Source organism: Streptomyces sp. NPDC008313 (genome assembly GCF_042956125.1).
GTDB lineage: Bacteria > Actinomycetota > Actinomycetes > Streptomycetales > Streptomycetaceae > Streptomyces.
The window spans coordinates 12,154-36,109 of sequence record NZ_JBIBFR010000007.1; the positions used below are offsets into that span (position 1 = coordinate 12,154).

Genomic DNA, 23,956 nt, shown 5'->3' on the forward strand with positions numbered 1-23,956 from the left:
CACCTGTGATCCATCTCTCAAGTCCTTCCATATGCCGCATCGGCATGTCGTATGGTGAATACACGCCTGTAGCACCACACAGGGACCTTCGGCGGATTTGACGCCGAGGGTCTCTTTTGTGTGCGGGCCGGTATTCGCCGGCCTCGAAAGGAATGACCTGTGGCCGGGCCCGACCGCGTCGTACGCGGCGGGCGTGGATCCCGGTGGTCGTCGTCCACCGCTTCGTGATCCGGAGCGGAATCCCCGTGGGCGTGCGGGGTGGGCGGAGAACCGCCGGTGCCGGCCGCCCCCCACCGGGCGCGCCCCCCACATCGGGACGCGCGTCCCGAGCAGCAAGGAACGACCATGGCGTCCAGCCTGACGAAGGACTCGGCCCGCCCGGGTACCCCCGGTTCCGAGAAGACCTTCTTCGGCCACCCCCGCGGACTGGCCACTCTCTTCATGACCGAGATGTGGGAGCGTTTCTCCTACTACGGCATGAGGGCACTTCTGCCGCTGTACCTGGTCGCTCCGGGCGGCCTCCACCTGAGCGCGACCACCGCGACCGCGATCTACTCGGTGTACCTGTCGCTCGTGTACCTGCTCGCCCTGCCCGGCGGCTGGTTCGCGGACCGCGTCCTCGGCCCCCGCAAGACCGTCGCCGTCGCCGGCGGCGTCATCATGCTGGGCCACCTGACGCTGGCCCTGCCGTCGGCCGGCACCTTCTACGCGGGCCTCGGCCTCGTCGCGATCGGTTCCGGCCTGCTCAAGGCCAACATCTCGACGATGGTCGGCCACCTCTACGACGGCCCGGACGACCCGCGCCGCGACGGCGGCTTCACGCTCTTCTACGTGGGCATCAACGTCGGTGCCTTCGCGGCGCCGCTGATCATCGGCACCATCGGTGAGAACGTCAACTGGCACCTCGGCTTCGCGCTGGCCGCGCTCGGCATGGGTCTGGGTCTCGCCCAGTTCCTCCTCGGCAGCCGCCACCTGAGCGGCCGCTCCAGCGTCGTCCCGACGCCGCTGTCCGACGCGGAGAAGTCCTCGACGCTGCGCAAGGGCCTGCTGTGGCTGGCCGTCGCCGTCGTCTTCTACGGCATCGTCGGCTTCTCCGGCGTCTACACGCTGAACTGGCTGCTGGTCCCGATCACCGTCGCCGGTCTGCTCATCCCCGTCTGGGTCATCGCCCGCATCAAGCGTGACAAGGACCTCGACGGCGTCGAGCAGTCGAAGATGACCGCGTACATCTGGTTCTTCGTCGCCGCGGCCGTGTTCTGGATGATCTACGACCAGGGCGGTTCGACCCTGTCGATCTTCGCGGACGGCTCGGCCGAGAACACCGTCTTCGGCTGGGAGTTCCCGGTCTCCTGGTACCAGTCGGTCAACCCGGTCATGATCATGGCACTGGCGCCGGTCTTCGCCTGGGTGTGGCTGGCGCTCAACCGCCGGGGCAAGGAGCCGAGCACGATCGTCAAGTTCGCCTCCGGTCTGATGCTGGTCGGCGCGTCCTTCTTCCTGTTCCTCGCCCCGCTCTCGATCGCCGACGGCGGTCACAAGGCGGCCGCGATGTGGCTGGTGGCGATCTACTTCCTGCAGACCGTCGGCGAGCTCCTGCTCTCCCCGGTCGGCCTCTCCGTGACCACGAAGATGGCCCCGGCGAAGTACGCCTCGCAGATGATGGGTGTCTGGTTCCTGGCCGTCACCGCGGGCGACGCCACGACCGGTCTGCTCTCGATCGCGGGCGTCGACCTGAACAAGATGGGCATCGTGGCCCTGGAGGCCGGCCTCGCCGCGGTCGCCGGTGTCGCGGTCTTCATGTACCGCAGCAAGGTCAAGGAGCTGATGGGCTCCGTCCGCTGACCCCACGGCCGGCGTGACACACGCGAAGGGCCGCCGCACCGGATCCGGTGCGGCGGCCCTTCGGCGTCGGTGGTGCCGACGCCCCCTCGCGCGGCGTGGCGTGATGGGCGACGGCGTGGCCGCGGGACGGCGGGCGGACCGGCGGCTGTCGCCGGCGGTCGCGGGCCGTCGCGTGCTCCTACTCGGGCGCTCCGAGCTCCGCCCAGACCCGCTTGCCGGCGACTCCGGACGTGCGGAGGACGCCCCAGTCCAGGCAGAGCCGCTGCACGATGAACATGCCGTGGCCGCCGGGACGGCCCGCGCGGTGCGGGGTGCGGGGCGCGGGCTGGCCCGTACCGCCGTCGGAGACCTCGATCCGCAGCACCTTGTTGTCGCAGGCGATCTGGAGCTCGTCGGGGCCCTCGGCGTGCAGACAGGCGTTGGTGACCAGCTCCGAGACGACCAGCAGCACGTCCTCGGCGGCCGCCCGCCGGTCGGCGGTGGCCGCGGGCAGCCAGCCCCACGCGTACAGCGCCTGGCGGGTGAAGTCGCGGGCGAGCGGCACGACGCCGCTCTCGCCGTCGAAGCTCAGTCTGCGGACCTGGCCGCCCGCCGGAGGCGCGGTGGCGCTCTCTCCGGGCGCCCCGGAAGCGCCGCCGGCACCCGGGTCCGGGCCGCGGTCGCCCGGCGAGTAAGGCCGGGTGGTGCTCATCAGCGCTTCACCTCACCGATTCACCGGTTCATGAGTCGAGACTCGGTCCTTGATGTCTCCTGCCCGGCGCCGCAGCCCGGACACCCCTGTACCCGGCAACGAGACTGTGATGCCGGAAATGGCCCCGCCGCACGGAAGCGGCTCGGGAACGAGGTCGATGTCACTCACCCCGGCCGCCTAGTCGGCGAGGGCCGCGTCGAGCGTTTCGTGCACGGTGAAGACCGCGTCGGCGCCGGTGATCTCGAAGACCCGGGCCACGACCGGCAGCATCCCCGCCAGATGCACCCCACCACCGGCCGCCTCGGCCTTCAGCCGGGCGCCGAGCAGTACGTTCAGCCCCGTGGAGTCACAGAACTCCAGGCGCGAGCAGTCCACGACAAGGCGCGTACATCCCTTCTCGAGAACTTCCTCGAGTGGTTCACGCAACAGATCGGCGGTGTGGTGATCCAGCTCACCCGCCGGAGTGACCACCGCGCTCGAACCCTCTTCGCGCACCTCGACAAGAAGTCGGCCCGACTGTGCGCTGCCGACCGTCCCGCGGTCCATGCCGTCTCTCTCCCGACCGTCGTGACTGCTGATTGATGCCCTCGAACACTACGCCCTCACCACGGGTTCCGACACCCGAACAAGTACCCGAAAATGGACATTTCCGCAGGTAGCGCACTTGCGGCGGGCTTGCGAAAGCGGGTAGGGCTAGTACGGACAGCTAATCGACACGGCCGGCTTCGGAGGCGCCGCACACCGCAGTGCACGTATTGGCATCGGCAGCCATATGCCGAGAACGATGGAGGACACCATGTCACCCCGGCTCGACGCATCGCATATCCATCAGGCGACGTCGACACTCCCCCTGGTTCCCACCCAGCCCGGGACCACACCTGGTTTCGACGACGGACGATTCGACCCCGGCTCCGACGCCGGTCTCGTCCACGGGCTCGTCGGGCTCCCGGAGATCCCCCCTTACGACGAGGTGGGGCCGGTGGACGCACGGGCCCTGTCCAGGACACTCTTCGAGCGGCTGGAGTCCCTCGAGGAGGGCACGCACGCGCACGCGTACGTGCGCAACACGCTGGTCGAGCTCAACCTCGCTCTGGTGAAGTTCGCCGCCTCCCGCTTCCGCTCCCGCAGCGAACCGATGGAGGACATCATCCAGGTGGGCACGATCGGCCTGATCAAGGCGATCGACCGTTTCGAGCTGAGCCGCGGGGTCGAGTTCCCCACCTTCGCGATGCCGACCATCATCGGCGAGATCAAGCGCTTCTTCCGTGACACGTCGTGGTCCGTCCGCGTGCCGCGCAGGCTCCAGGAGCTCCGCCTCGACCTGGCCAAGGCGGGTGACGAACTCGCCCAGCAGCTCGACCGCTCCCCCACGGTGAGCGAGCTGGCGGCGCGCCTGGGCATCACCGACGACGAGGTCGTCGAGGGCATGGCCGCCTCGAACGCGTACACGGCGAGCTCGCTCGACGCGCAGCCGGAGGAGGACGACTCCGAGGGCGCCCTCGCGGACCGCATCGGCTACGAGGACCACGGCATCGAGGGCATCGAGTACGTGGAGTCCCTCAAGCCGCTGATCGCGGACCTCCCGCCGCGCGACCGCAAGATCCTCTCGTTGCGCTTCGTCGCCAACATGACGCAGTCGGAGATCGGCGAGGAGCTGGGCATCTCCCAGATGCACGTCTCCCGTCTGCTCTCCCGCACGCTGGTGCGGCTGCGCAAGGGCCTGACGACCGAGGACTGACCGGCCCGTACGACCACCGCCGCCGCCGTCTCTACGCGACCGGCGTCCCGCGTCGCCACACCTGCGACACCAGAGGGACGCCGGGGCGGTAGGCGAGGTGGACGTGGCTCGGCGCGTCCAGGAACACCAGGTCGGCGCGGGCTCCCGGGGAGAGACGGCCGACGTCCTCCCGGCGCAGCGCCGCCGCACCGCCCGCCGTGGCCGACCAGAGGGCCTCGTCCGGCGTCATCTCCATGTCCCGTACCGCGAGCGCGACGCAGAACGGCACGGACGACGTGAACGAGGAGCCCGGGTTGCAGTCGGTCGACAGGGCGACGGTGACGCCCGCGTCCAGGAGCCGCCGGGCGTCGGGCCACCGCGCGCGGGTGGAGAACTCGGCGCCGGGCAGCAGCGTCGCGACGGTACGGCCGTTCGCCAGGGCGTCCACGTCGGCGTCGGTGAGGTGCGTGCAGTGGTCGGCGCTGGCCGCGTCCAGTTCCACGGCGAGCTGCACGCCGGGGCCGTAGGAGAGCTGGTTGGCGTGGATGCGCGGGACGAGGCCCTTGGCACGGCCCGCGGTGAGGATCGCGCGGGCCTGGTCGCCGTCGAAGGCGCCCTTCTCGCAGAAGACGTCGATCCAGCGGGCGTGCGGGGCGCAGGCGTCGAGCATCGGGCCGGTGACGAGGCCGACGTAGGCGGCGGGGTCGTCGGCGTGCTCCGGGGCCACGATGTGGGCGCCGAGGTAGGTGACCTCGTCGGTGTGCCGGGAGGCGATGCGCAGGGCGCGGGCCTCGTCCTCGACGGTGAGTCCGTACCCCGACTTGGTCTCGAAGGTGGTCGTGCCCTGCCTCAGCGCCTCGCGGAGGTAGCGGGTGACGTTGCGTTCGAGGTCGGCGTCGCTCGCGGCGCGGGTCGCGGCGACGGTGGTGCGGATGCCGCCCGCCGTGTAGCCGCGGCCCGACATGCGGGCGTTGAACTCCTCGGTGCGGTCGCCCGCGAAGACCAGGTGGGAGTGCGAGTCCACGAAGCCGGGGATCACCGCCCGGCTGCCCGCGTCGACCCGGTTGTCGGTGGCGGGTGCTTTTCTTGACTCACCGGTCCACACGACGCGCTCGCCCTCGACGACGACGGCCGCGTCCCGGATCAGACCGAGCGGGGACGAGTCGCCGAGGGAGGGGTCGTTGGTGACCAGGCAGGCGATGTTGGTAATGACGGTGGTGCTGCTCATGGTGTCCTCGTGGGTGGCGAAGATCGGGGAGGGCGTCAGGCGCGCACGGCCGCCACGGCGTCCGCCAGGGCCGACGGCACGTCGGGGACCAGGGTGTGCGCCCCGTCGCGTACGACGTGGCGGCCTGCCACGACCGTGTGGCGCACATCCGCCGCGGAGGCGGCGAATACGGCTGTCTCGGCGCCGAGGCGCGGCACCGGTCCCGCTGTTCTGACCGAGTCGAGGGCGATCGTCGTGAAGTCGGCGAGCGCCCCGGCCTCCAGGCGGCCCGCCTCGTCCCAGCCGAGGGCCGCGTGGCCGTCGGCGGAGGCGGCGCGCAGCAGGGCGGCCGCCGTCCAGTGGCCGCGGCTGCGGGTGCGCAGGCGTTCGTTCAGCTCCATCGCGCGGGCCTCTTCGAGGAGGTCGATGACGGCGTGGCTGTCCGAGCCGAGGGACAGCGGCGATCCGGCGCGCTGGAGCGCGGTCGCCGGGCCTATGCCGTCGGCCAGGTCCCGTTCCGTCGTCGGGCACATGCAGGTGCCGGTGGCGGAGGCGCCGAGCAGCGCGATGTCCTCGTCGGTGAGGTGGGTGTTGTGGACGCCGGTCGTGCGGGCGCCCAGGACTCCGTGGTCGGCGAGGAGCCGGGTCGGTGTGCAGCCGTGCGCCTGGAGGCAGGCGTCGTTCTCGGCGGTCTGCTCGGAGAGGTGGACGTGCAGGGGCGCGTGGCGGGTGCGCGCCCACTCGGCGACGGCGGGGAGCTGGGCGGCCGGGACGGCGCGCACGGAGTGGATCGCGGCGCCGATGCGGGCGTGGTCGCGTTCCTTGAGCTGCCCCGCGCGTTCGGCCCAGGCGTCGGCGGATCCGTCGGAGAAGCGCAGCTGGTGCCGGTTCGGGGGGTGGCCGGTGTGCTTGTCGAGGATGCCGGCGGCGAAGTAGGCGGTGTCGAGCAGGGTGATCCTGACGCCGGCCTCGCGGGCGGCCTCGATCAGGGCCTCGCCCATGGCGTTGGGGTCGGCGTAGCGGGTGCCGCCGGGGGCGTGGTGCACGTAGTGGAACTCGCCGACGGCGGTGACGCCGGCGAGCGCCATCTCGGCGTACACGGCGCGCGCGAGGGCGTGGTAGGTGTCCGGGGTCAGCCGGTCCGCGACGGAGTACATGACCTCGCGCCACGTCCAGAAGGTGCCGGAGCCGACCTGGACGGTCGAGCGCAGCGCGCGGTGGAAGGCGTGCGAGTGGGCGTTGGCGAGTCCGGGAAGGGTGAGGCCGCGCAGGATCTCGGCGCCGGGGGGCGGGGTGGCGGTGCCGGTGCGGACGGCGGCGATCCGGCCGTCCGCGACGTCGAGGGCCACGCCCGGCTCGATGGGGGTCCCCCCTGCTCGAGCGGAGCCGAGAGCTCGGGGGAGGGTGCCGAGCCAGGCGTGCTCCAGCCAGTACGTCTGCGTCACCTGCTGATCAGCCCTTCCAGTACGTCGGCGAGCGCGGTCACTCCGGCAGCGCAGTCGTCCTCGGCGGCGTACTCGGCCGGTGAGTGCGAGACGCCGGTGGGGTTGCGTACGAACAGCATGGCGGTCGGGATCGTGCCGGAGAGTATTCCGGCGTCGTGTCCCGCGCCCGTACCCAGCACGGGGACGGTCAGGCCCGTGTCCGTGCCCAGGACGCGGGCGAGTTCGTCCCGCAGGGCGTGGTCGAACTCGACGACGGGGGTGAAGGACTCGCGGACGACGTCCAGGTCGACGCCGTGGGCCTCCGCGTACTCGCGGGCCGCCTTCTCGACGCCGCCCACGACCGTGTCGAGGGTCGTCTGGTCGGCGGCGCGGGAGTCGAGCCAGCCGCGGACCAGGGAGGGGATCGCGTTGACGCCGTTCGGCTCGACCGCGATCTTGCCGAACGTGGCGACGGCGCCGGCCAGCCGGGCCTCGCGGCGGGCGGCCAGCACGGTCTCGGCGTACGGGAGCATCGGGTCCCGGCGGTCCACCAGCCGGGTGGTGCCGGCGTGGTTGGCCTCGCCGCGGAAGTCGAACCGCCAGCGGCCGTGCGGCCAGATGGCGCTGGCGACGCCGACCGGGTCGCCGCTGAGGTCGAGGGCGCGGCCCTGTTCCACGTGCAGTTCGACGAAGGCACCGATGCGGGCGAGCCGCTCCGGGTCGGGTCCGATGGCGTCGGGGTCGTACCCGGCGGCCTCCATGGCCCGCGGGAGGGTGATCCCGTCGGCGTCGGTGAGCCGGTGGGCCTGTTCGGTGGTCAGCCGGCCCGCGGTGAGCCGGGAGCCGACGCAGGCGAGCCCGAAGCGGGCGCCCTCCTCGTCGCCGAAGTTGACGACGGCGAGGGGCTTGTCCAGCCGGGCGTCGCGGGCCCGCAGCTCGTCGAGGGCGGCGAAGGAGGAGACGACGCCGAGGGGGCCGTCGAAGGCGCCGCCGTCGGGGACGGAGTCCAGATGGGACCCGGTGACCACGGCGTCCCCGGCCTCGGGGTCGCCGAGCCAGGCCCACTGGTTGCCGTTGCGGTCGACCTCGTACGTGAGCCCGCGGGACTCGGCCTGCGCGCGGAACCAGGCACGGCAGTCGGTGTCGGCGGCCGTCCACGCGTACCTGCGGTATCCGCCGGAGGCGGAGCCGCGGCCGATCGGCAGCAGCTCCGCCCACATGCTGTGGAAGGTCACGCCTCGCCGCCCTCGCGCATCGGCACGCGCACGCCGCGCTCGTCCGCCACCGACTCGGCGATGTCGTATCCGGCGTCGACGTGCCGGACGACGCCCATGCCGGGGTCGTTGGTCAGGACGCGGCGGATCTTCTCGCCGGCGAGCGGGGTGCCGTCGGCCACGCAGACCTGGCCGGCGTGGATGGAGCGGCCCATGCCGACGCCGCCGCCGTGGTGGATCGAGACCCAGGACGCTCCGGAGGCGACGTTCACCATGGCGTTCAGCAGGGGCCAGTCGGCGATGGCGTCGGAGCCGTCGAGCATGGCCTCGGTCTCGCGGTACGGGGAGGCGACGGAGCCGCAGTCGAGGTGGTCGCGGCCGATGGCCAGGGGGGCGGCCAGCTCGCCGCTCGCCACCATGTCGTTGAAGCGCTCGCCCGCCCGGTCGCGCTCGCCGTAGCCGAGCCAGCAGATGCGGGCCGGGAGGCCCTGGAAGTGGACGCGCTCGCCGGCCATCCTGATCCAGCGGTGCAGCGACTCGTTCTGCGCGGACTCGGACGCGGGGAAGAGCTCCAGGATCGCCTTGTCGGTCTTGGCGATGTCGGAGGCCTCGCCGGACAGGGCGGCCCAGCGGAAGGGGCCGCGGCCCTCGCAGAACAGCGGCCGGATGTAGGCGGGGACGAAGCCGGGGAAGGCGAACGCCCGCTCGTACCCGGCGAGCTGTGCCTCGCCGCGGATGGAGTTGCCGTAGTCGAAGACCTCGGCTCCGGCGTCCATGAAGCCGACCATGGCCTCGACGTGGCGGGCCATCGACTCGCGTGCGCGGGTGGTGAACCCGGCCGGGTCCTTGGCCGCGTACGACGCCATGTCGTCGAAGTCGACGCCGACGGGGAGGTAGGACAGCGGGTCGTGCGCCGACGTCTGGTCGGTGACGATGTCGATGGGCGCGCCCTCGGCGAGCATCCGCGGCAGCAGCTCCGCCGCGTTGCCGAGGAGGCCGATGGAGAGCGGCTTGCGCTGGTCGCGGGCCTCGACGGCGAGCTGGAGCGCGTGCTCCAGGCTGTCGGCCCGCACGTCCAGGTACCGGTGCTCGATGCGGCGTTCGATGGCGCGCGGGTCGCAGTCGACGCAGATGACGACGCCCTCGTTCATCGTGACGGCGAGCGGCTGGGCGCCGCCCATCCCGCCGAGACCGGCGGTGAGCGTGATCGTGCCGGCGAGGGTGCCGTCGAACCGCTTCGCGGCGACGGCGGCGAACGTCTCGTAGGTCCCCTGGAGGATGCCCTGGGTGCCGATGTAGATCCAGGAACCGGCCGTCATCTGGCCGTACATGGTGAGGCCGAGGGCCTCCAGGCGCCGGAACTCCTCCCAGTTGGCCCAGTCGCCCACCAGGTTGGAGTTGGCGAGCAGGACGCGCGGCGCCCACTCGTGGGTCTGCATGACGCCGACGGGGCGGCCGGACTGGACGAGCATCGTCTCGTCCTGCTTGAGGGTGCGCAGCGTGCGGACCATGGCGTCGAAGGAGCGCCAGTCGCGGGCGGCCTTGCCGGTGCCGCCGTAGACGACGAGCTTGTCGGGGTGCTCGGCGACCTCGGGGTCCAGGTTGTTCTGCAGCATCCGCAGGGCGGCCTCCTGCTGCCATCCCAGGGCGCTCAGTTCCGTACCGCGCGGCGCCTGTACGGGGCGGGGTCCTGACATGGTCTGCCTCCCAGCTGACTCTTCTGACTCTCTGGCGGACTGTTGCAGTGATTATTCATATCGTCGCCTCCTGAATAGAGCTAGTCAATACGCCACCGCGACTCCCGGGTGCCGAGCCGACCCACCTTAGCCAGCCGGGGCATGTTCCACCGGAAAATGCCCGAACACTCACTCTTCGACCACACGTTGCGTAGCGTCTCCGTCACTCAGCCGAACACCCGAGGCGGGAGGGGAGCCACGGTGCCCGGAATCGACGAGTGCCTGCTGGAAGCCATGAGACTGCCCGGTGCCCGGGGCGCCGCCGTGGTCGACTGGACCAGCGGACTGGCCCTGGGCACGGTCGGGGACGCCCCCGGCGGGGACCACGAGACCACCGCGGCGGAGTCCGCGGAGCTGGCGCGGATCGCCGCCGAGCACACCGCCTTCGCCCCGGCCGACGGCGCCGACTGGTCCGGCGGGGAGCCGCCCGTCGAGGACCTGATCATCAGCAACCGCGACAGCTACCACGTCCTGCGCTTCGTGCGGACGACGTTCGACAGCAGCGTGTTCCTGCATCTGTGGCTGGCCCGTTCCGACGGCAACCTCGCACTGGCCCGCATCCGGCTCGGCGAGATGGCGGGACGGCTGGTGCTGGGATGACCGCCGTCAGAACGCCGCCGCCCCGGCTGCCCGTGCGGGGCCGGGAGGCGGGCGCGACCGCCGGAGGTGGCCTGTCGCCGATGCTCAGCCGGCTCGCCGCCGAGCGGGCCACCGGCGTCCTGATGCGCGAACGCGGCACGATCTACCTCTGCGACGGCGAGGTGGTGCACGCCGAGAGCCCGGTGGCCCCCTCGCTCGACGTCCTGCTCACCGCCCGCGGCGCGCTGCCCGCCGACGGCTGGCGGGAGGCCGTCTCGGCGGCCGGGGCCCGCAACCGCGTCGGGCGCTTCCTGGTCGACAGCGGCCGCATCGCCCAGGGCGCGCTCGAACTGTGCCACCTCGGCGCGCTGTACGACGCGGCGTACTTCGTGCTCGGCCCGAGCGGCACCCCCGCCCGCTTCCGGTACGGGGCCGCGCACTGGCTCGGCCCGGTCCGCCCCGTCCCGGTGGCCGCGCTGGAGCGGGAGACGCTGCGCCGCCGCGCGCTGCTGCACCGCATCTGGTCCGACCCCGCGACGGACACCGCCCCGCTCGTACGGTCCCACCGCGGCGCCGAGCCGCCGGTGACCCCGCGCCAGGCGGCCCTGCTCGGCCGGATGGACGGCGTCAGCACGGCGGCGGACATCTCGCTCGCGCTGGGGCGGCCCGCCTTCCACACCCTCGTCGACCTCCGCCGGCTGGCCGCCGCGGGGATCGTCACGGCGGCGCCCCCACCGGCGCCCGCCCCCCTGCCCACCGTGCTCTCCCAGCCGTCGGCCGACCCGGACGTGGCCCTGCTGCGCCGCCTCAGAGACGCACTGGAGGCCCTGTGATCCGCGCGCTCCGACAGCGTGCCGAGAGGAGACTGCTGATGGCGGCGGAACCCGAAGTCCTCGACGAACTGCACCGGTTGAGGGCCCGCGTGCCCCAGCTGACCGGCGCCCTCGCGGCCAGCGTCGACGGCCTCGTCCTCGCCCACGACACCCCCGGCGTCGAACCGGAGGGCGTGGCCGCGCTCACCGCCGCCGCGCTCGGCGTCGCGATGCGGATGGCGGACGCCACCGGCCGGGGCGACTTCCGCGAACTGCTCGTGCGCGGCGTCGACGGCTATGTGGCCACGTACGCGGCGGGCGGCTCGGCCGTTCTGACGCTGCTGGCCGAGGACCGGGTCAACGTCGGCCGGCTGCACCTGGAGGGACGCCGCGCGGGCACCCGGATCGGTGAGCTGGTGGACGCGGCGACGACCCGCCCGCAGGCCGCCCGGCCCCGCACCCCGGCACGCACCGAACCCGCCCGGACCCGCGCCCGGGCCGGTTCCGGGACCGGTTCCGGAACCGGCGCCCTTCCGACCCGCACCCCGGCCGGTCCCGCCTCCCCACGGGCCCGCACCCCGACCGGTACCGACGGTGCCGACAGCGCCGAGACGGTCCGGGCGGACCCGGAGGACGGCTCGGCACGACCACCGGAGGGGACACCGGCGGCCCCGCCGGCCGCGGACCCGCCCGGGGCGTCCGACGACGCGCCCTCCGGACCACCCGCCGCCAGAACCCCGGTGAAGGCCGCGGCCCGATCCACGACCCCGCGGGCACGGGCGGCGCGCGCTTCCACGCACGCGCACACCACCGCCCGCACCCGTCCCACCACCGAATGCTGAGGAAAGGACACACCGCACCATGGCGAACACCGAAACGGCGTTGAAAGAGGCACTGGCCGCCATCGAGGGCGCGACCGGAGCGGCTCTCGTCGACTACACGAGCGGTATGGCGCTCGGCACGATCGGCGGCAGCAAGGGCTTCGACCTCAACGTCGCCGCCGCCGGCAACACCGACGTCGTCCGCGCCAAACTGCGCACGATGGAACACCTGGGCCTCAAGGGCGAGATCGAGGACATCCTGATCACGCTGTCGGACCAGTACCACCTGATCCGGCTGCTCCAGGGGCGCGGCGGCAACGGCCTCTTCCTCTACCTGGTGCTGGACGCCAAGCGGTCCAACCTGGCGATGGCCCGGCACCAGCTGAAGAAGATCGAGGCGGAACTGGAGGTGTAGGACGACGGCCCGTCAGTGACGCCGCGCCCCTCCGGGCGCGGCGTCGCCCGCCGCGACGCCGGTGCTCCGGTAGCCCCTGACCGGCCGGCCCGCGGGGGCACCGCCCCTGCCCAGCCAGTCGACGCGGACCCACAGCAGGGCCTGGCCGTCCCGCTCGCGGCGGCCTATCCGCCCCGCCTTCAGCCACAGGCCGGCGCCCGCCCCGGCGAGCGCCATCCCGCCCGCTGCGGGCACCGCGAGCGAGCAGGCGAGGGCCGCGGCGAAGCCGGCGAGCAGCCACCAGCGGTGCCCGTGCCGCCAGGTGCGCACGGTCGCGGCGCGGTCCTGGAGCACGTCGTGCTTGCCGGCCCGGGCGGCCGACCCGGCCAGGGCGGCGTACCGCTTCCGGCGGGCCAGGGCGACGGCGGCGGCCGTGACGAGGAAGAGCGCGGCCCCGGCGAGCACGCCGATCCGGCGTCCGGTCAGCCCGGGTACGAGCACCCCGATCCCGGCCGCGCACACCCCGCCCCACCACAGCGGTGCGGCTCCGGCCCGCACGACGACCGCCACCCGGGCCAGCCCCTGTCCTCCGCGCCCCACGTTCCGCCTCCTCGGTTCGTCCTCGGCCCTCGGCCCTGCCGGGCGCGCAGGTTAGCGAGCGAAGGTGAGACGAGTCTGAGAAGCCGGGACTACTCGACGAACAGCCCCCGGGCCGCCGCCCTCGCATCGAACTCCTCCAGCCGGGCCTGCGCGTCCGGGAGGTCGTCGCACATCGCCTCCAGCAGGACGCGGCCGAGCAGCATGGGCGCGCAGGCGGTGTCGAAGGCGAGGCCCGTGCCGACGGCGGCGGGCAGCAGCAGGTCGGAGACCTTGGCGACGGGTGCGAACACCGAGTCGGCGACGGTGACGACGGTCAGCCCGGCCTCCTTCGCGTACCCGAGGGTGTCCACGACCTCCCTGGGATGGCGGGGCAGCGCGAAGCACAGGAGCGCGGTGGCCCCGGCGCGCACGGCCGCGTCGACCCGGTCGTGGATCATGGTGCCGCCCTCGTGCAGCAGCCGTACGTCCGGGTGCACCTTGGCCGCGAAGTACGCGAAGCCGTACGCCTGGGCCGCCGCGGCCCGCAGTCCGAGGACGGGGAGGGGCCGGGAGGCGGCGAGCAGCCGGCCGGCGCGGGCCACCGGGCGCGGGTCGGCGAGGACCTGGGCCAGATGCCTGAGGTTCTCGATCTCGGCCTCGACGGCCTGCTGGTACTCGTTGTACGTGCTGGTGTCCGGGGCCGGTTCGGCGGGCGCCACCTCGCGCAGGTGCCGCCGCAGGGCAGGGTAGCCGTCGAAGCCGAGCGCGACCGCGAAGCGGGTGACGGACGGCTGGCTGACCCCGGCGAGTTCGGCGAGTTCGACGCTCGACAGGAACGGCGCGTCCTCGGCACGCCGCACCATGCTGTGCGCGATGCGCCGCTGGGTCGGCGTGAGCCGGTGCCCCTCGAAGAGGGCCTGCAGACGCGCGGCAGGACTGTCGTTCACGCTCATGGTCTCCATTCAGGCACCGAGAACTCTGCATGACGATATACAGACCGGGCAAGGGAGACGCCGGGTACGCCCCACCGGACGGGACCGGGACCGGGCGGATTCCGTACGGGTCGGATTCCCTACGAGGGCGGATTCCGTACGGGGGCGGGTCCCACTCCCAAGACGGGGGCTGTCCCCAGTGCGACGCCGGCCACCCGGCACCTACCGTCGAGGCATGACGGGTATGGAGGCGGGCGACGCCGACCTCAAGAAGGATCTGAACGCCACCCTGCAGGCGCGCAGGGACCTCGGCGACGAGTACGACTCCGCGCTGGTCGACTCGTTCCTGGAGAAGGTCGAGCAGCGGCTGGACGGCGCGGTCGACCGGCGGGTGCGGCGGCAGCTCGCCGAGCAGCAGATGACCGTGGCGCGCGACGCGCGCTCGCCGCGGGCGACGGACTCCTGGGGGGAGCGGTTCGGCTTCGGCATCGTGTCCCTGGTCCTCGCCGTCCCGCTGTCCGCCATCGGCGGCGGTGTGGCGCACCTCCCCGGTCTCCTCGTCGCCTGGACGGGCATCGTGGGGATCAACGCGGTCCAGGCGCTGCGGCAGCACCCCGGGTTCGGCCGGCGCACGGACGGTACGAAGCCGGACTGGGAGGACTGAGGGGCCACGGGCGCGAGCATCGGGGCCCGGAAGGGCCGGCGCTCCCGGGCGCGGGTGTCGTGACGGGGCCCGGGGTCCGACTGCCATCGGATCCCGGGCCCCGTCCCGGCTTTCGCGGGGCCGCCGCACCCCCGTGGCCGGGGGGCGGGACGACGGCGGTCCCCGCGGGGGACGCGGCGCGGGGCGGGCCCGGCTGCCGCGTCCGTGGCGTCCAGAGGTCCGGGAGCCGCTCCGGGTCTCCTGGGCGCCGTACTCGCGCCGTCCGGGGCGGTGAGCCCTCCGCCCCGCCGGCACCCACCAATCTGCCGGACCCGTGTTAAGCGGGTGCCGCGTGAACGTGACACGCGTGTACCACTTCCGCGAAGTTCCGCACGCGCCCGCCCCGTTGGGCGCCGGGAGCCCGGAACGCGCCCTCTCCGGGCGCGCGTCCCGCTACTGCCTGGTGCCGCCCTTGGCGAGGAAGGCGAGCAGGTCCTGACGGCTGACGACGCCGGTCGGCTTGCCCTCCACCAGCACGATCGCCGCGTCGGCCCCGCCCAGCACGGACATCAGGTCCTCGACCGGCTCGCCCGAGCCGACCTGCGGCAGCGGCGCCGACATGTGCTTCTCCAGCGGGTCCTCGAGGGAGGCCCGCTTGGTGAACAGCGCGTCGAGCAGTTCGCGCTCGACGACGGAGCCGATGACCTCGGCGGCCATCACGTCCGGGTGACCGGCGCCCGGCTTGACGATGGGCATCTGCGAGACGCCGTACTCGCGCAGGACCTCGATCGCCTCCCCGACGGTCTCGTCCGGGTGCATGTGGACGAGGGAGGGGATGGAACCGCCCTCCTTGTCGCTCAGCACGTCGCCGACGCGCGCGCTGGGCCCGGAGTCGTCCAGGAACCCGTAGTCCGCCATCCACTCGTCGTTGAAGATCTTGCTGAGGTAGCCGCGGCCGCTGTCGGGGAGCAGGACCACCACGACGTCGTCGGGGCCGAGCCGCTCGGCGACGCGCAGGGCGGCGACGACGGCCATGCCGCAGGAGCCGCCGACGAGCAGCCCCTCCTCCTTGGCGAGCCTGCGGGTCATCTGGAAGGAGTCCTTGTCGGACACCGCGACGATCTCGTCGGCGACGGTCCGGTCGTACGCCGTCGGCCAGAAGTCCTCACCGACGCCCTCGACGAGGTACGGCCGTCCGGAACCGCCGGAGTAGACGGAGCCCTCGGGGTCGGCGCCGACGACCTGGACGCGTCCGTCACTGGCCTCCTTCAGGTACCGGCCGGTGCCCGAGATCGTCCCGCCGGTGCCCACGCCCGCCACGAAGTGGGTGATCCGCCCCTCCGTCTGGTCCCACAGCTCGGGTCCGGTGGAGTGATAGTGCGAGAGCGGGTTGTGCGGGTTGGAGTACTGGTCGGGCTTCCACGCGCCGGGGGTCTCCCGGACGAGCCGGTCCGACACGTTGTAGTACGAGTCGGGGTGCTCCGGATCGACGGCCGTGGGGCAGACGACGACCTCGGCGCCGTACGCGCGCAGGACGTTGATCTTGTCGGTGCTGACCTTGTCCGGGCAGACGAAGATGCACTTGTAGCCCTTCTGCTGGGCCACGATGGCAAGGCCGACGCCCGTGTTCCCGCTGGTCGGCTCCACGATGGTGCCCCCGGGCTTCAGGGCGCCGCTCTCCTCCGCGGCCTCGATCATGCGCAGGGCGATGCGGTCCTTCACGGAGCCGCCCGGGTTGAAGTACTCCACCTTGGCCAGGACGGTCGCCTGGAGGCCCGCGGTCACGTTGTTGAGCCTCACCAGCGGGGTGTTGCCGACGAGGCTGATCATCGAGTCGTGGAATTGCACCGTTGTCTCCGGGGCTGTCTGTCTGAGGGATGGTTCAGCCAGCCTAAGGCCCCACGTGGGACGGGGTACGACGATCACCCCGGGGAGCCCGGGCGCCCGGCGAAGATTGACCGACCGCCTCTACGGGGCAAGCAGTGGTTGTACGGCTTCGAGGAGGTGGCGGCGACGTATGTCGAGGGCGAGGGTGGCGCGGCGCATCGCGGCGGGCGCCGCGTACGGCGGTGGCGGGATCGGTCTCATGGGCGCGGCGGCGGCCGGCGTCGTACTGGCGGAGCTGCGCCTGGCGAAGCGGCATGTGGGCAACGGGCACAGCTCGGTGCCGCGCGCCGAGGGTCTGTACGGGTACGCGTACACGGGGCCGGAGGGGCCGCCGCTGCGGCTGATGATGCTCGGTGACTCCACGGCCGCGGGCCAGGGCGTGCACCGGGCCCGCCAGACGCCGGGCGCGCTGCTCGCCTCGGGGCTCGCCGCGGTGGCGGAGCGTCCGGTGGAGCTGCGGAACGTGGCGCTGCCCGGGGCCCAGTCGGACGACCTGGACCGCCAGGTAGCGCTCGCCCTCGCGGACACCGACCGGGTACCCGACATCTGCGTGATCATGGTCGGGGCGAACGACGTGACCCACCGGATGCCGCCGACCCGTTCGGTACGGCACCTCTCAGCGGCGGTACGGCGGCTGCGTACCGCGGGCGCGGAGGTGGTCGTGGGCACGTGTCCCGACCTGGGGACGATCGAGCCGGTCCAGCAGCCGCTGCGCTGGCTGGCCCGGCGGGCCTCCCGCCAGCTGGCGGCGGCGCAGACGATCGGGGCGGTCGAGCAGGGCGGGCGGACCGTGTCGCTGGGCGACCTGCTCGGTCCGGAGTTCGCGGCGAATCCGCGGGAGCTGTTCGGCCCCGACAACTACCACCCCTCGGTGGAGGGGTACGCCACGGCGGCGATGGCGGTGCTGCCGACGGTGTGCGCGGCGCTGGAGCTGTGGCCCGCGGAGGAGGAGCGGCCCGACGTGTCCCGCCGCGAGGGCTTCCTGCCGGTCGCCCGGGCCGCGGTCGAGGCGGCGGAGGAGGCCGGTACGGAGGTCACGCCGGCGATGCCGACGGGCCCGCGCGGCCCCTGGGCCCTGCTCAAGCGGCGCCGCCGTCACCGGGTCCCCGCCACGGACCCGGCCCCCCGCTCCGCCGCCCCCGTCGAAGCCCCGCCCCCGGACCCCCGCTCGGCCTGACCCCGCCGCACCGTCCCGCTCCCAGCCCCGCCGGCGCCCCGAGGTTTCAGCCCCTCCGGCGTTTGAGGAGCGGGGCCCGGGGCAGAGCCCCGTATCGGGACGGAAAGGGGCGGAGGGGGCGAAATCCACAGCGCCCACCTACCCTCAAGGCCCCCCGACGAGCCCGCCCCCGGAGGCACCCCCAAGGCGCCCCCGCCCGAAGAAAGCAAGCGCTTAGTAAATTGCGGCCCGGATCACACCCTCATCCCCGTGACCCCGGCGGTACGTACGGGTAACTTCCCCCGTGAACCAGTGAGTCAGTGAGCCAGCCGCCGTCCTCCCGCGCACCCCCTGGAGCCGTGATGCCCGAAGCCGTGATCGTCTCAGCCGCCCGCTCCCCGATCGGCCGCGCCTTCAAGGGCTCCCTGAAGGACGTACGCCCCGACGACCTGACCGCCACGATCATCCAGGCCGCGCTGGCCAAGGTCCCCGGGCTTGACCCGAAGGACATCGACGACCTGATGCTCGGCTGCGGTCTCCCGGGCGGCGAGCAGGGCCACAACCTGGGCCGGATCGTCGCCGTGCAGATGGGGATGGACCACCTCCCGGGCTGCACCATCACCCGGTACTGCTCCTCCTCCCTGCAGACGTCCCGGATGGCCCTGCACGCCATCAAGGCCGGTGAGGGCGACGTCTTCATCTCGGCCGGCGTCGAGATGGTGTCCCGCAGCGTCAAGGGCAACTCCGACACCCTGCCCGACACCCACAACCCCCTCTTCGCCGACGCCGAGGCCCGCACGGCCGCCGTCGCCGCCAGCGAGGGCGCGAGCTGGCACGACCCGCGCGAGGACGGCCTGATCCCGGACGCGTACATCGCGATGGGCCAGACCGCCGAGAACCTGGCCCGGCTGAAGGGCGTCACCCGCCAGGACATGGACGAGTTCGGCGTCCGCTCGCAGAACCTCGCCGAGGAAGCCATCAAGAACGGCTTCTGGGAGCGCGAGATCACCCCGGTCACCACCCCCGACGGCACGGTCGTCGCCAAGGACGACGGCCCCCGCGCCGGCGTCACCCTGGAGGGCGTGCAGGGCCTCAAGCCCGTCTTCCGCCCCGACGGCCTGGTCACGGCGGGCAACTGCTGCCCACTCAACGACGGCGCCGCCGCGCTCGTGATCATGTCGGACACGAAGGCGCGGGAGCTCGGCCTGACCCCGCTCGCCCGGATCGTCTCGACCGGCGTCACCGGCCTGTCCCCGGAGATCATGGGCCTCGGCCCGGTGGAGGCGTCGAAGCAGGCCCTGCGGCGCGCCGGCCTGACCGTGGACGACATCGACCTCTTCGAGATCAACGAGGCGTTCGCCGCCCAGGTGATCCCCTCCGCCCGCGACCTGGGCATCCCGCTGGAGAAGCTGAACGTGAACGGTGGCGCGATCGCCGTCGGCCACCCCTTCGGCATGACGGGCGCCCGCATCACCGGCACGCTCATCAACGGCCTCCAGTTCCACGACAAGCAGTTCGGCCTGGAGACGATGTGCGTCGGCGGCGGCCAGGGCATGGCCATGGTCATCGAGCGCCTCAGCTGACCCGCGTGCGCGGCCCCCGGACCGCGCGCACCGACTCCCTTCACCGTCACCGGTGTTGAACCCTGTGTGACCCTTCGGCCCGGAGCCCCCGGAATCACCGGGACTCCGGGCCGTTTTGTGATCCAATCTCCCCCAGGATGTGACCTATCTCCCCCTGGGACCTCATCCACGCAGGTCAGAGCCCTTGCAAGAGGGCACCCCGGGTACAAAGTCCCGTCCCTTTCGTGACGTTACGCACTGACAGCTGGATAGTCCCCCCTTCAAGCTGATGTAGGAAGTCGGGGGTCGACTTTGAACCGGGAGTACGTCAGTGAGCGCCATGCCTCTTGCTCTGCTGGTCACCACAGCCGTCACGGCGGTCGTGGGCGTCGCCGTCCTGCGCACCCTGCTCGGGCTGCGCCGTCAGGTCGCGGCCCTGCACGCGGAGCTCGCCGCCGACCGCGCGGCCACCGCACGCGGCCGGGTACCGGCCGCCCGCACCCAGGCCGACGCGGAGGAGATACGCGCGGCCGTGGCCGAGGCACTCGCCGAGGAGCGGGAGCGGGAGCTCGCCGAGGCGCGGGCCTTCTGGGCCGCCCAGGAAGCCCGCGACGGCTCGGACGCCCCCACGCTGCTCGGCCTGCCGGAGAACGAGATGTTCCTGCCGCGCCAGTCCGACTTCGCGGGCATGGAGCCCCTGGAGCCGGTCACGGAGCTCGGCGTCGACGCCGACGAGTTCTCCGGCGACTCCCCCGAACTGGCCGCGGCCCGCCGCCGGCACCCCTCCCACCCGGACTTCGTACCGGTGCAGTCACCGGTCGTGAACGACCACGAGCGCACGGTCGCCTGTCTGGAGGAGCTGGCCGAGTCGCGTACGGAGCTGGCCGACGTCCGCCCGGGCCCGCTCGGAACCCTCGACGTCTACGTCTTCGCCGACGGTACGACGCTGTGCATGACGCCGGGCCACCGCGAGACCGCGGAGCGGCTGGCGGCGGCCCTGCGCGCCGGCCGGACCCCGGTCCTCCTCGGCGGCTCGGGCGTCTCGGGCGCGTACGCGCTGACCTTCGAGTGCGGCGAGGAGAGCGTCTACATCCTGGCCGACCGCGTCATAGCCTCGCTGTAGACCCGGGCACCGCCGTACGCCCCTCGCGGACGCCCGTCACCCGCGCCTTCACGTACCCGTCACCCGCGCCTTCACGTACACCCGCGGTACGCCCTTTCGCGCGCCGGGGAGCCGACACCGCGGTGCCGGTTCACACCCCGGCGCGTTTCTGCGCCTCCTCGACGAGGCGTACGGCCTCCTCGACCTCGTCCTCGCTCGTCAGTACGAGCGCCAGGTCGTGTCCGGCGACGGTGATCTGGTCGGCGGCCGCGAACATCCCCGCGTCGGGCATCTCCCGCACCGCGCCGGCCGGGTCCTCCACACGCTGGGTCCTCACGGCCATGTCCCTGGCCAGGGCCAGTGCCTCGGCCGCCGCCCCGCGCTGGAGCCGGCTCTGCGGAGCGGCCCTCAACCGGTCGGCGAAATGGTCCACGGCTCGGGTCAGCGGCGTCGTATCAAGCACGCCGCGAGACTACGCGCCGTACCCGGACTGTTGCCAACACACGGACGCTCAGGCACCGTGGCCTGAAGGACCGGCTTACATCCCCTTTGCGTCCGGAGGCGCCGATGTCCCAAGTCTTCTCCGATGAGACCCACCGCAACATGCTCGCCCGGATCCCGCACTGCACCGGTCGTGAGATCTCCGACTGGCTGCGTGCCGTCGACGAGGGTCCCGCGCTCTTCAATTTCGAGGAGAAGGTCAGCTGGCTGCGCGCCGAGCACAACATCGCGTACGGCCACGCCAAGGCGATCATCCACGAGTACGACCTGAGGAGGGCCGCGCGCAAACTGCTCTGAGCGCGCACCACGCAACCCGTCGGCCGACGACGGAAGGGCCCGCGAACCGAGAGGTTCGCGGGCCCTTCCCGCGCTACGGGACCGGGCGGACGCCCGGGCGGCTCCTCTAGTCGTCGCCGCTGAAGATGGCGACCAGGCGCAGCATCTCGACGTAGATCCACACGAGGGTCATGGTCAGGGCGAACGCCGCCAGCCAGGCCTCCTCGCGCGGGGCGCCGTACGCGATGCCGTCCTCGATCTGCTTGAAGTCGAGGGTCAGGAAGAACGCGCCGATCAGGATGGCCAGGATGCCGACGATCGCGCCGAGCGGGCCCATGCTGCGCAGTCCGCCGTCCTCGGCGACGCCGAAGACGACCAGCAGCAGGTTGACCGCCATGACGACGATGAACGCGATGGCGATGGTCATGCCGATGCGCGCGTACCGCGCGGTGACCCGGATCCAGCCCGCCTTGTAGACGAGGAGGGTCGCACCGGATACCGCCATGGTGCCGAGCACGGCCTGGAACGGCGCACCGTCCCACCGGCTGTTGTACATCTCGCTGAGGACCCCGAGGAAGACGCCCTCGAAGGCGGCGTAACCGAGGATCAGGGCGGGCGACGGGGTCCGCTTGAAGCTCTGCACCATCGCCAGGACGAAGGCGACGAGCGCGGAGCCGATGGCGAGGCCGTAGCTGGTACTGGACACCGGCAGCAGCGCCCACGCCAGGACGGCGCCGACGGCGACCGTGCCCAGCGTCATCGCCGAGCGCATGACGACGTCGTCCATCGTCATCCGGCCGGTGGTGGCCGGCGCCTGCGGCGGGACGCCGTACTGCGGGGCCTGCTGGGCGTAAGGGTTCTGCGCGTAGGGGTTGCCGCCCTGCGGGGCGTACGGAGCGCCCTGCGGAGCGTACGGGTTGCCCTGCGTGCCGACAGCGGGTCCCCCGGCCTGCGGCGTCGCGTTGAATCCCGCGTAGCCGTTGTCGCGGCTGAATCCCCGTCGCGAGAAGACCGGGTTGCTGCTCCTCATTTCACTCCTCCATGGCCACCCTGCGTGGCCTTGGCTCAAGAGTAATAGGTAGGCAAAGGAATGACCCTACCGCTTAAGAAGGATCTTTCCCTGCCATGACGTCGAACACGCTACGTGGCTCCCTGATTCCCCGGGACGGCCGACCCAATCCATGACCAACATGGGACCTGGCCGATACCTGCCGGTCGTCGCCGTGACCTCCGCCGGACGCTTCCGGACCCCGCCGGCGCCACCGCGGGCGGCCGATGTGCGGGCAGGGAGCGAGGGACGCAGACTGGAGGCAGGCGGGCCGGGCCCGCCCGGCCCGGTTCCCCCGTAACCGATTCGAGGCGCGAGCGGATCTCCGCGCCCTGCCCCGCGGCCCCGCCGGACGACGCGCGTCCATCCGTACGCGGCCCTGTCTCCGACTCTTCCTCAGGGGTGTCCGGCCATGGGCGGCATCGACAGCACCACTCTCGAAACTCTGCGCGAGGCACTGCGGGGACCCGTCCTCGCTCCGGCCGACCCGGGCTACGACGAGGCCCGGAACATCTACAACGCCATGATCGACCGGCGTCCGGCCGCGTTCGCGCGGTGCGCCGACGTGGCGGACGTACGGACGGCGATCTCCTTCGCCCAGGACACCGGAACCGAACTCGCGGTGCGCGGCGGCGGTCACAGCGGACCGGGGCTGTGCCTGGTCGACGACGGTCTCGTCCTCGACCTGTCCGAGATGCGCTGGGTGCGCGTCGACCCGGAGGCGCGGACCGCCCAGGTGGGCGGCGGCAGCCTGCTGGGCGACCTGGACCACGCGGCCCACACCTTCGGGCTCGCCGTGCCCGCCGGGATCATGTCGACCACCGGCGTCGGCGGGCTGACCCTCGGCGGCGGGCACGGGTATCTGACCCGCAAGTACGGCCTCACCGTCGACAGCCTGCTCTCCGCCGACGTCGTCCTCGCGGACGGCTCCTTCGTCACCGCCTCCGAGAAGGACCACCCCGACCTCTTCTGGGCGCTGCGCGGCGGCGGCGGGAACTTCGGCGTGGTCACCTCCTTCACCTTCCGGCTGCACCCGGTGGACACGGTCGGGGTCGCGGTCACCGTGTGGCCGGTCGACCGCACGCGGGACGTGCTGCGGTGGTACCGCGAGTTCCTGCCCGCCGCGCCCGTGGACCTGTACGGGTTCTTCGCCGCTCTGGTCGTACCGCCGGGCCCGCCGTTCCCGGAACCGATCCACGGGCGGAAGATGTGCGGCGTGGTGTGGTGCTACACCGGCGACCTGGAGGCCGACCGACTGGAGGACGTGCTGTCCGCGGTGAACGAGCCGGCGCCGCCCGCCTTCCACTTCACCTCGCCGATGCCGTACCCCGCCCTGCAGACCATGTTCGACGGGCTGATCCCCGAGGGCCTGCAGTGGTACTGGCGCGGCGACTTCTTCGACGCCTTCTCCGACACGGCGGTCGACGTGATCGAGCGGTACGGGCAGAGCATCCCCACCGACCTGTCGACGCTGCACCTGTATCCCGTGGACGGCGCGGCCCACCGGCTCGGCGCCGACGACACGGCCTGGGCCTACCGGGACGCCGTGTGGTCGGGCGTCTTCGCGGGGATCGATCCGGACCCCGCCAACGCCGACGTGGTCCGCCAGTGGTGCGTCGACTGCTGGACCGACCTGCACCCGCACTCGATGGGCGGCTCCTACGTCAACTTCCTCGGCTCCCAGGAGAGCCCGGAACGCGTCCGGACCACCTACCGCGGCCACTACGACCGGCTGGCCGCGGTCAAGCACACCTACGACCCGGACAACTTCTTCCACGCCAACCAGAACATCACGCCCGCGGCGGCGTGATTGCCGGTCCGCGCCACGGGACG

Annotated in this window: 23 protein-coding genes; 12 read left to right on the top strand and 11 right to left on the bottom strand. The window is 72.5% G+C overall.

The genetic code is table 11. The features are described 5' to 3' along the window. Positions 1-345 precede the first annotated feature (345 nt). The gene (locus ACFY93_RS11315) at positions 346-1,842 is read left to right on the top strand and encodes an oligopeptide:H+ symporter (RefSeq protein WP_391356282.1); all 1,497 of its coding nucleotides are present in this window, start codon (positions 346-348) and stop codon (positions 1,840-1,842) included. A gap of 178 nt (positions 1,843-2,020) precedes the next feature. Here ACFY93_RS11315 and ACFY93_RS11320 read toward each other — a convergent pair whose 3' ends face one another. Together ACFY93_RS11320 and ACFY93_RS11325 are read right to left on the bottom strand one after the other, a co-directional pair. Beyond that, positions 2,021-2,533, bottom strand: a complete 513-nt coding sequence (locus tag ACFY93_RS11320; protein ID WP_391356285.1) for an ATP-binding protein — start codon at positions 2,531-2,533, stop codon at positions 2,021-2,023. 177 nt (positions 2,534-2,710) lie between these two features. Next, entirely contained in the window at positions 2,711-3,079 is a 369-nt protein-coding gene (locus tag ACFY93_RS11325; RefSeq protein WP_391356287.1) for an anti-sigma factor antagonist, read from the bottom strand. A gap of 238 nt (positions 3,080-3,317) precedes the next feature. Here ACFY93_RS11325 and ACFY93_RS11330 point away from each other — a divergent pair, with 238 nt between their 5' ends. After that, positions 3,318-4,271, top strand: a complete 954-nt coding sequence (locus ACFY93_RS11330; protein WP_391356289.1) for a SigB/SigF/SigG family RNA polymerase sigma factor — start codon at positions 3,318-3,320, stop codon at positions 4,269-4,271. A 31-nt stretch (positions 4,272-4,302) separates the two neighbouring features. Here ACFY93_RS11330 and hutI read toward each other — a convergent pair whose 3' ends face one another. Genes hutI through hutU form a run of 4 tightly spaced genes read right to left on the bottom strand, consistent with a single transcriptional unit; the run spans position 4,303 to position 9,792 of the window. Beyond that, positions 4,303-5,478 (bottom strand): imidazolonepropionase, encoded by a 1,176-nt coding sequence (gene hutI / locus ACFY93_RS11335; protein ID WP_391356292.1) that lies wholly within the window; start codon positions 5,476-5,478, stop codon positions 4,303-4,305. Positions 5,479-5,513: 35 nt separating this feature from the next. Further along, entirely contained in the window at positions 5,514-6,902 is a 1,389-nt protein-coding gene (locus ACFY93_RS11340) for a formimidoylglutamate deiminase (RefSeq protein ID WP_391356296.1), read from the bottom strand. Further along, a complete protein-coding gene (locus tag ACFY93_RS11345) occupies positions 6,899-8,116 on the bottom strand; it encodes an allantoate amidohydrolase (RefSeq protein ID WP_391356298.1) in 1,218 nt (405 codons plus the stop codon). Before ACFY93_RS11345 ends, ACFY93_RS11340 begins: the two co-directional genes overlap by 4 nt. Next, positions 8,113-9,792, bottom strand: coding sequence for a urocanate hydratase (hutU, locus tag ACFY93_RS11350; protein WP_391356301.1), 1,680 nt, complete (start codon positions 9,790-9,792; stop codon positions 8,113-8,115). Before hutU ends, ACFY93_RS11345 begins: the two co-directional genes overlap by 4 nt. 240 nt (positions 9,793-10,032) lie before the next feature. On the opposite strand from hutU, the gene ACFY93_RS11355 reads away from it, so the two are divergent. The 4 genes from ACFY93_RS11355 (at position 10,033) to ACFY93_RS11370 (ending at position 12,458) form a co-directional block, all read left to right on the top strand. Beyond that, positions 10,033-10,431, top strand: coding sequence for a hypothetical protein (locus ACFY93_RS11355; RefSeq protein WP_391356304.1), 399 nt, complete (start codon positions 10,033-10,035; stop codon positions 10,429-10,431). 80 nt (positions 10,432-10,511) lie between these two features. After that, a complete protein-coding gene (locus tag ACFY93_RS11360; RefSeq protein ID WP_391356804.1) occupies positions 10,512-11,243 on the top strand; it encodes a transcriptional regulator in 732 nt (243 codons plus the stop codon). A gap of 38 nt (positions 11,244-11,281) precedes the next feature. Then, complete coding sequence (locus tag ACFY93_RS11365) at positions 11,282-12,064, top strand: roadblock/LC7 domain-containing protein (RefSeq protein WP_391356307.1); 783 nt, start codon at positions 11,282-11,284, stop codon at positions 12,062-12,064. A 19-nt stretch (positions 12,065-12,083) separates the two neighbouring features. Then, positions 12,084-12,458 (top strand): hypothetical protein, encoded by a 375-nt coding sequence (locus ACFY93_RS11370; RefSeq protein ID WP_391356310.1) that lies wholly within the window; start codon positions 12,084-12,086, stop codon positions 12,456-12,458. Between the two features lie 12 nt (positions 12,459-12,470). Here ACFY93_RS11370 and ACFY93_RS11375 read toward each other — a convergent pair whose 3' ends face one another. Beyond that, the gene (locus ACFY93_RS11375) at positions 12,471-13,037 is read right to left on the bottom strand and encodes a hypothetical protein (protein ID WP_391356313.1); all 567 of its coding nucleotides are present in this window, start codon (positions 13,035-13,037) and stop codon (positions 12,471-12,473) included. An 89-nt stretch (positions 13,038-13,126) separates the two neighbouring features. Next, a complete protein-coding gene (locus ACFY93_RS11380) occupies positions 13,127-13,969 on the bottom strand; it encodes a MurR/RpiR family transcriptional regulator (protein ID WP_391356315.1) in 843 nt (280 codons plus the stop codon). A 214-nt stretch (positions 13,970-14,183) separates the two neighbouring features. Here ACFY93_RS11380 and ACFY93_RS11385 point away from each other — a divergent pair, with 214 nt between their 5' ends. Continuing rightward, a complete protein-coding gene (locus ACFY93_RS11385; protein ID WP_391356317.1) occupies positions 14,184-14,612 on the top strand; it encodes a hypothetical protein in 429 nt (142 codons plus the stop codon). Positions 14,613-15,044: 432 nt separating this feature from the next. On the opposite strand, the gene ACFY93_RS11390 is transcribed toward ACFY93_RS11385, so the two are convergent. Then, positions 15,045-16,439: a cystathionine beta-synthase gene (locus ACFY93_RS11390; protein WP_391356320.1), complete on the bottom strand. Its 1,395-nt coding sequence runs from the start codon at positions 16,437-16,439 to the stop codon at positions 15,045-15,047. Between the two features lie 169 nt (positions 16,440-16,608). On the opposite strand from ACFY93_RS11390, the gene ACFY93_RS11395 reads away from it, so the two are divergent. The 3 genes from ACFY93_RS11395 (at position 16,609) to ACFY93_RS11405 (ending at position 20,319) form a co-directional block, all read left to right on the top strand. Continuing rightward, positions 16,609-17,655: a GDSL-type esterase/lipase family protein gene (locus tag ACFY93_RS11395; protein ID WP_391356322.1), complete on the top strand. Its 1,047-nt coding sequence runs from the start codon at positions 16,609-16,611 to the stop codon at positions 17,653-17,655. A gap of 341 nt (positions 17,656-17,996) precedes the next feature. Next, positions 17,997-19,217: an acetyl-CoA C-acetyltransferase gene (locus tag ACFY93_RS11400; protein ID WP_391356324.1), complete on the top strand. Its 1,221-nt coding sequence runs from the start codon at positions 17,997-17,999 to the stop codon at positions 19,215-19,217. Positions 19,218-19,536: 319 nt separating this feature from the next. Next, positions 19,537-20,319 (top strand): hypothetical protein, encoded by a 783-nt coding sequence (locus ACFY93_RS11405; protein ID WP_391356807.1) that lies wholly within the window; start codon positions 19,537-19,539, stop codon positions 20,317-20,319. Positions 20,320-20,449: 130 nt separating this feature from the next. Here ACFY93_RS11405 and ACFY93_RS11410 read toward each other — a convergent pair whose 3' ends face one another. After that, positions 20,450-20,761, bottom strand: a complete 312-nt coding sequence (locus ACFY93_RS11410) for a hypothetical protein (protein ID WP_391356327.1) — start codon at positions 20,759-20,761, stop codon at positions 20,450-20,452. A 104-nt stretch (positions 20,762-20,865) separates the two neighbouring features. Here ACFY93_RS11410 and ACFY93_RS11415 point away from each other — a divergent pair, with 104 nt between their 5' ends. Further along, positions 20,866-21,096, top strand: coding sequence for a DUF4287 domain-containing protein (locus ACFY93_RS11415; RefSeq protein ID WP_391356330.1), 231 nt, complete (start codon positions 20,866-20,868; stop codon positions 21,094-21,096). A gap of 106 nt (positions 21,097-21,202) precedes the next feature. Here ACFY93_RS11415 and ACFY93_RS11420 read toward each other — a convergent pair whose 3' ends face one another. Beyond that, a complete protein-coding gene (locus ACFY93_RS11420; protein ID WP_391356334.1) occupies positions 21,203-22,105 on the bottom strand; it encodes a Bax inhibitor-1/YccA family protein in 903 nt (300 codons plus the stop codon). A 430-nt stretch (positions 22,106-22,535) separates the two neighbouring features. On the opposite strand from ACFY93_RS11420, the gene ACFY93_RS11425 reads away from it, so the two are divergent. Continuing rightward, positions 22,536-23,933 (top strand): FAD-binding protein, encoded by a 1,398-nt coding sequence (locus ACFY93_RS11425; RefSeq protein ID WP_391356337.1) that lies wholly within the window; start codon positions 22,536-22,538, stop codon positions 23,931-23,933. Positions 23,934-23,956 lie beyond the last annotated feature (23 nt).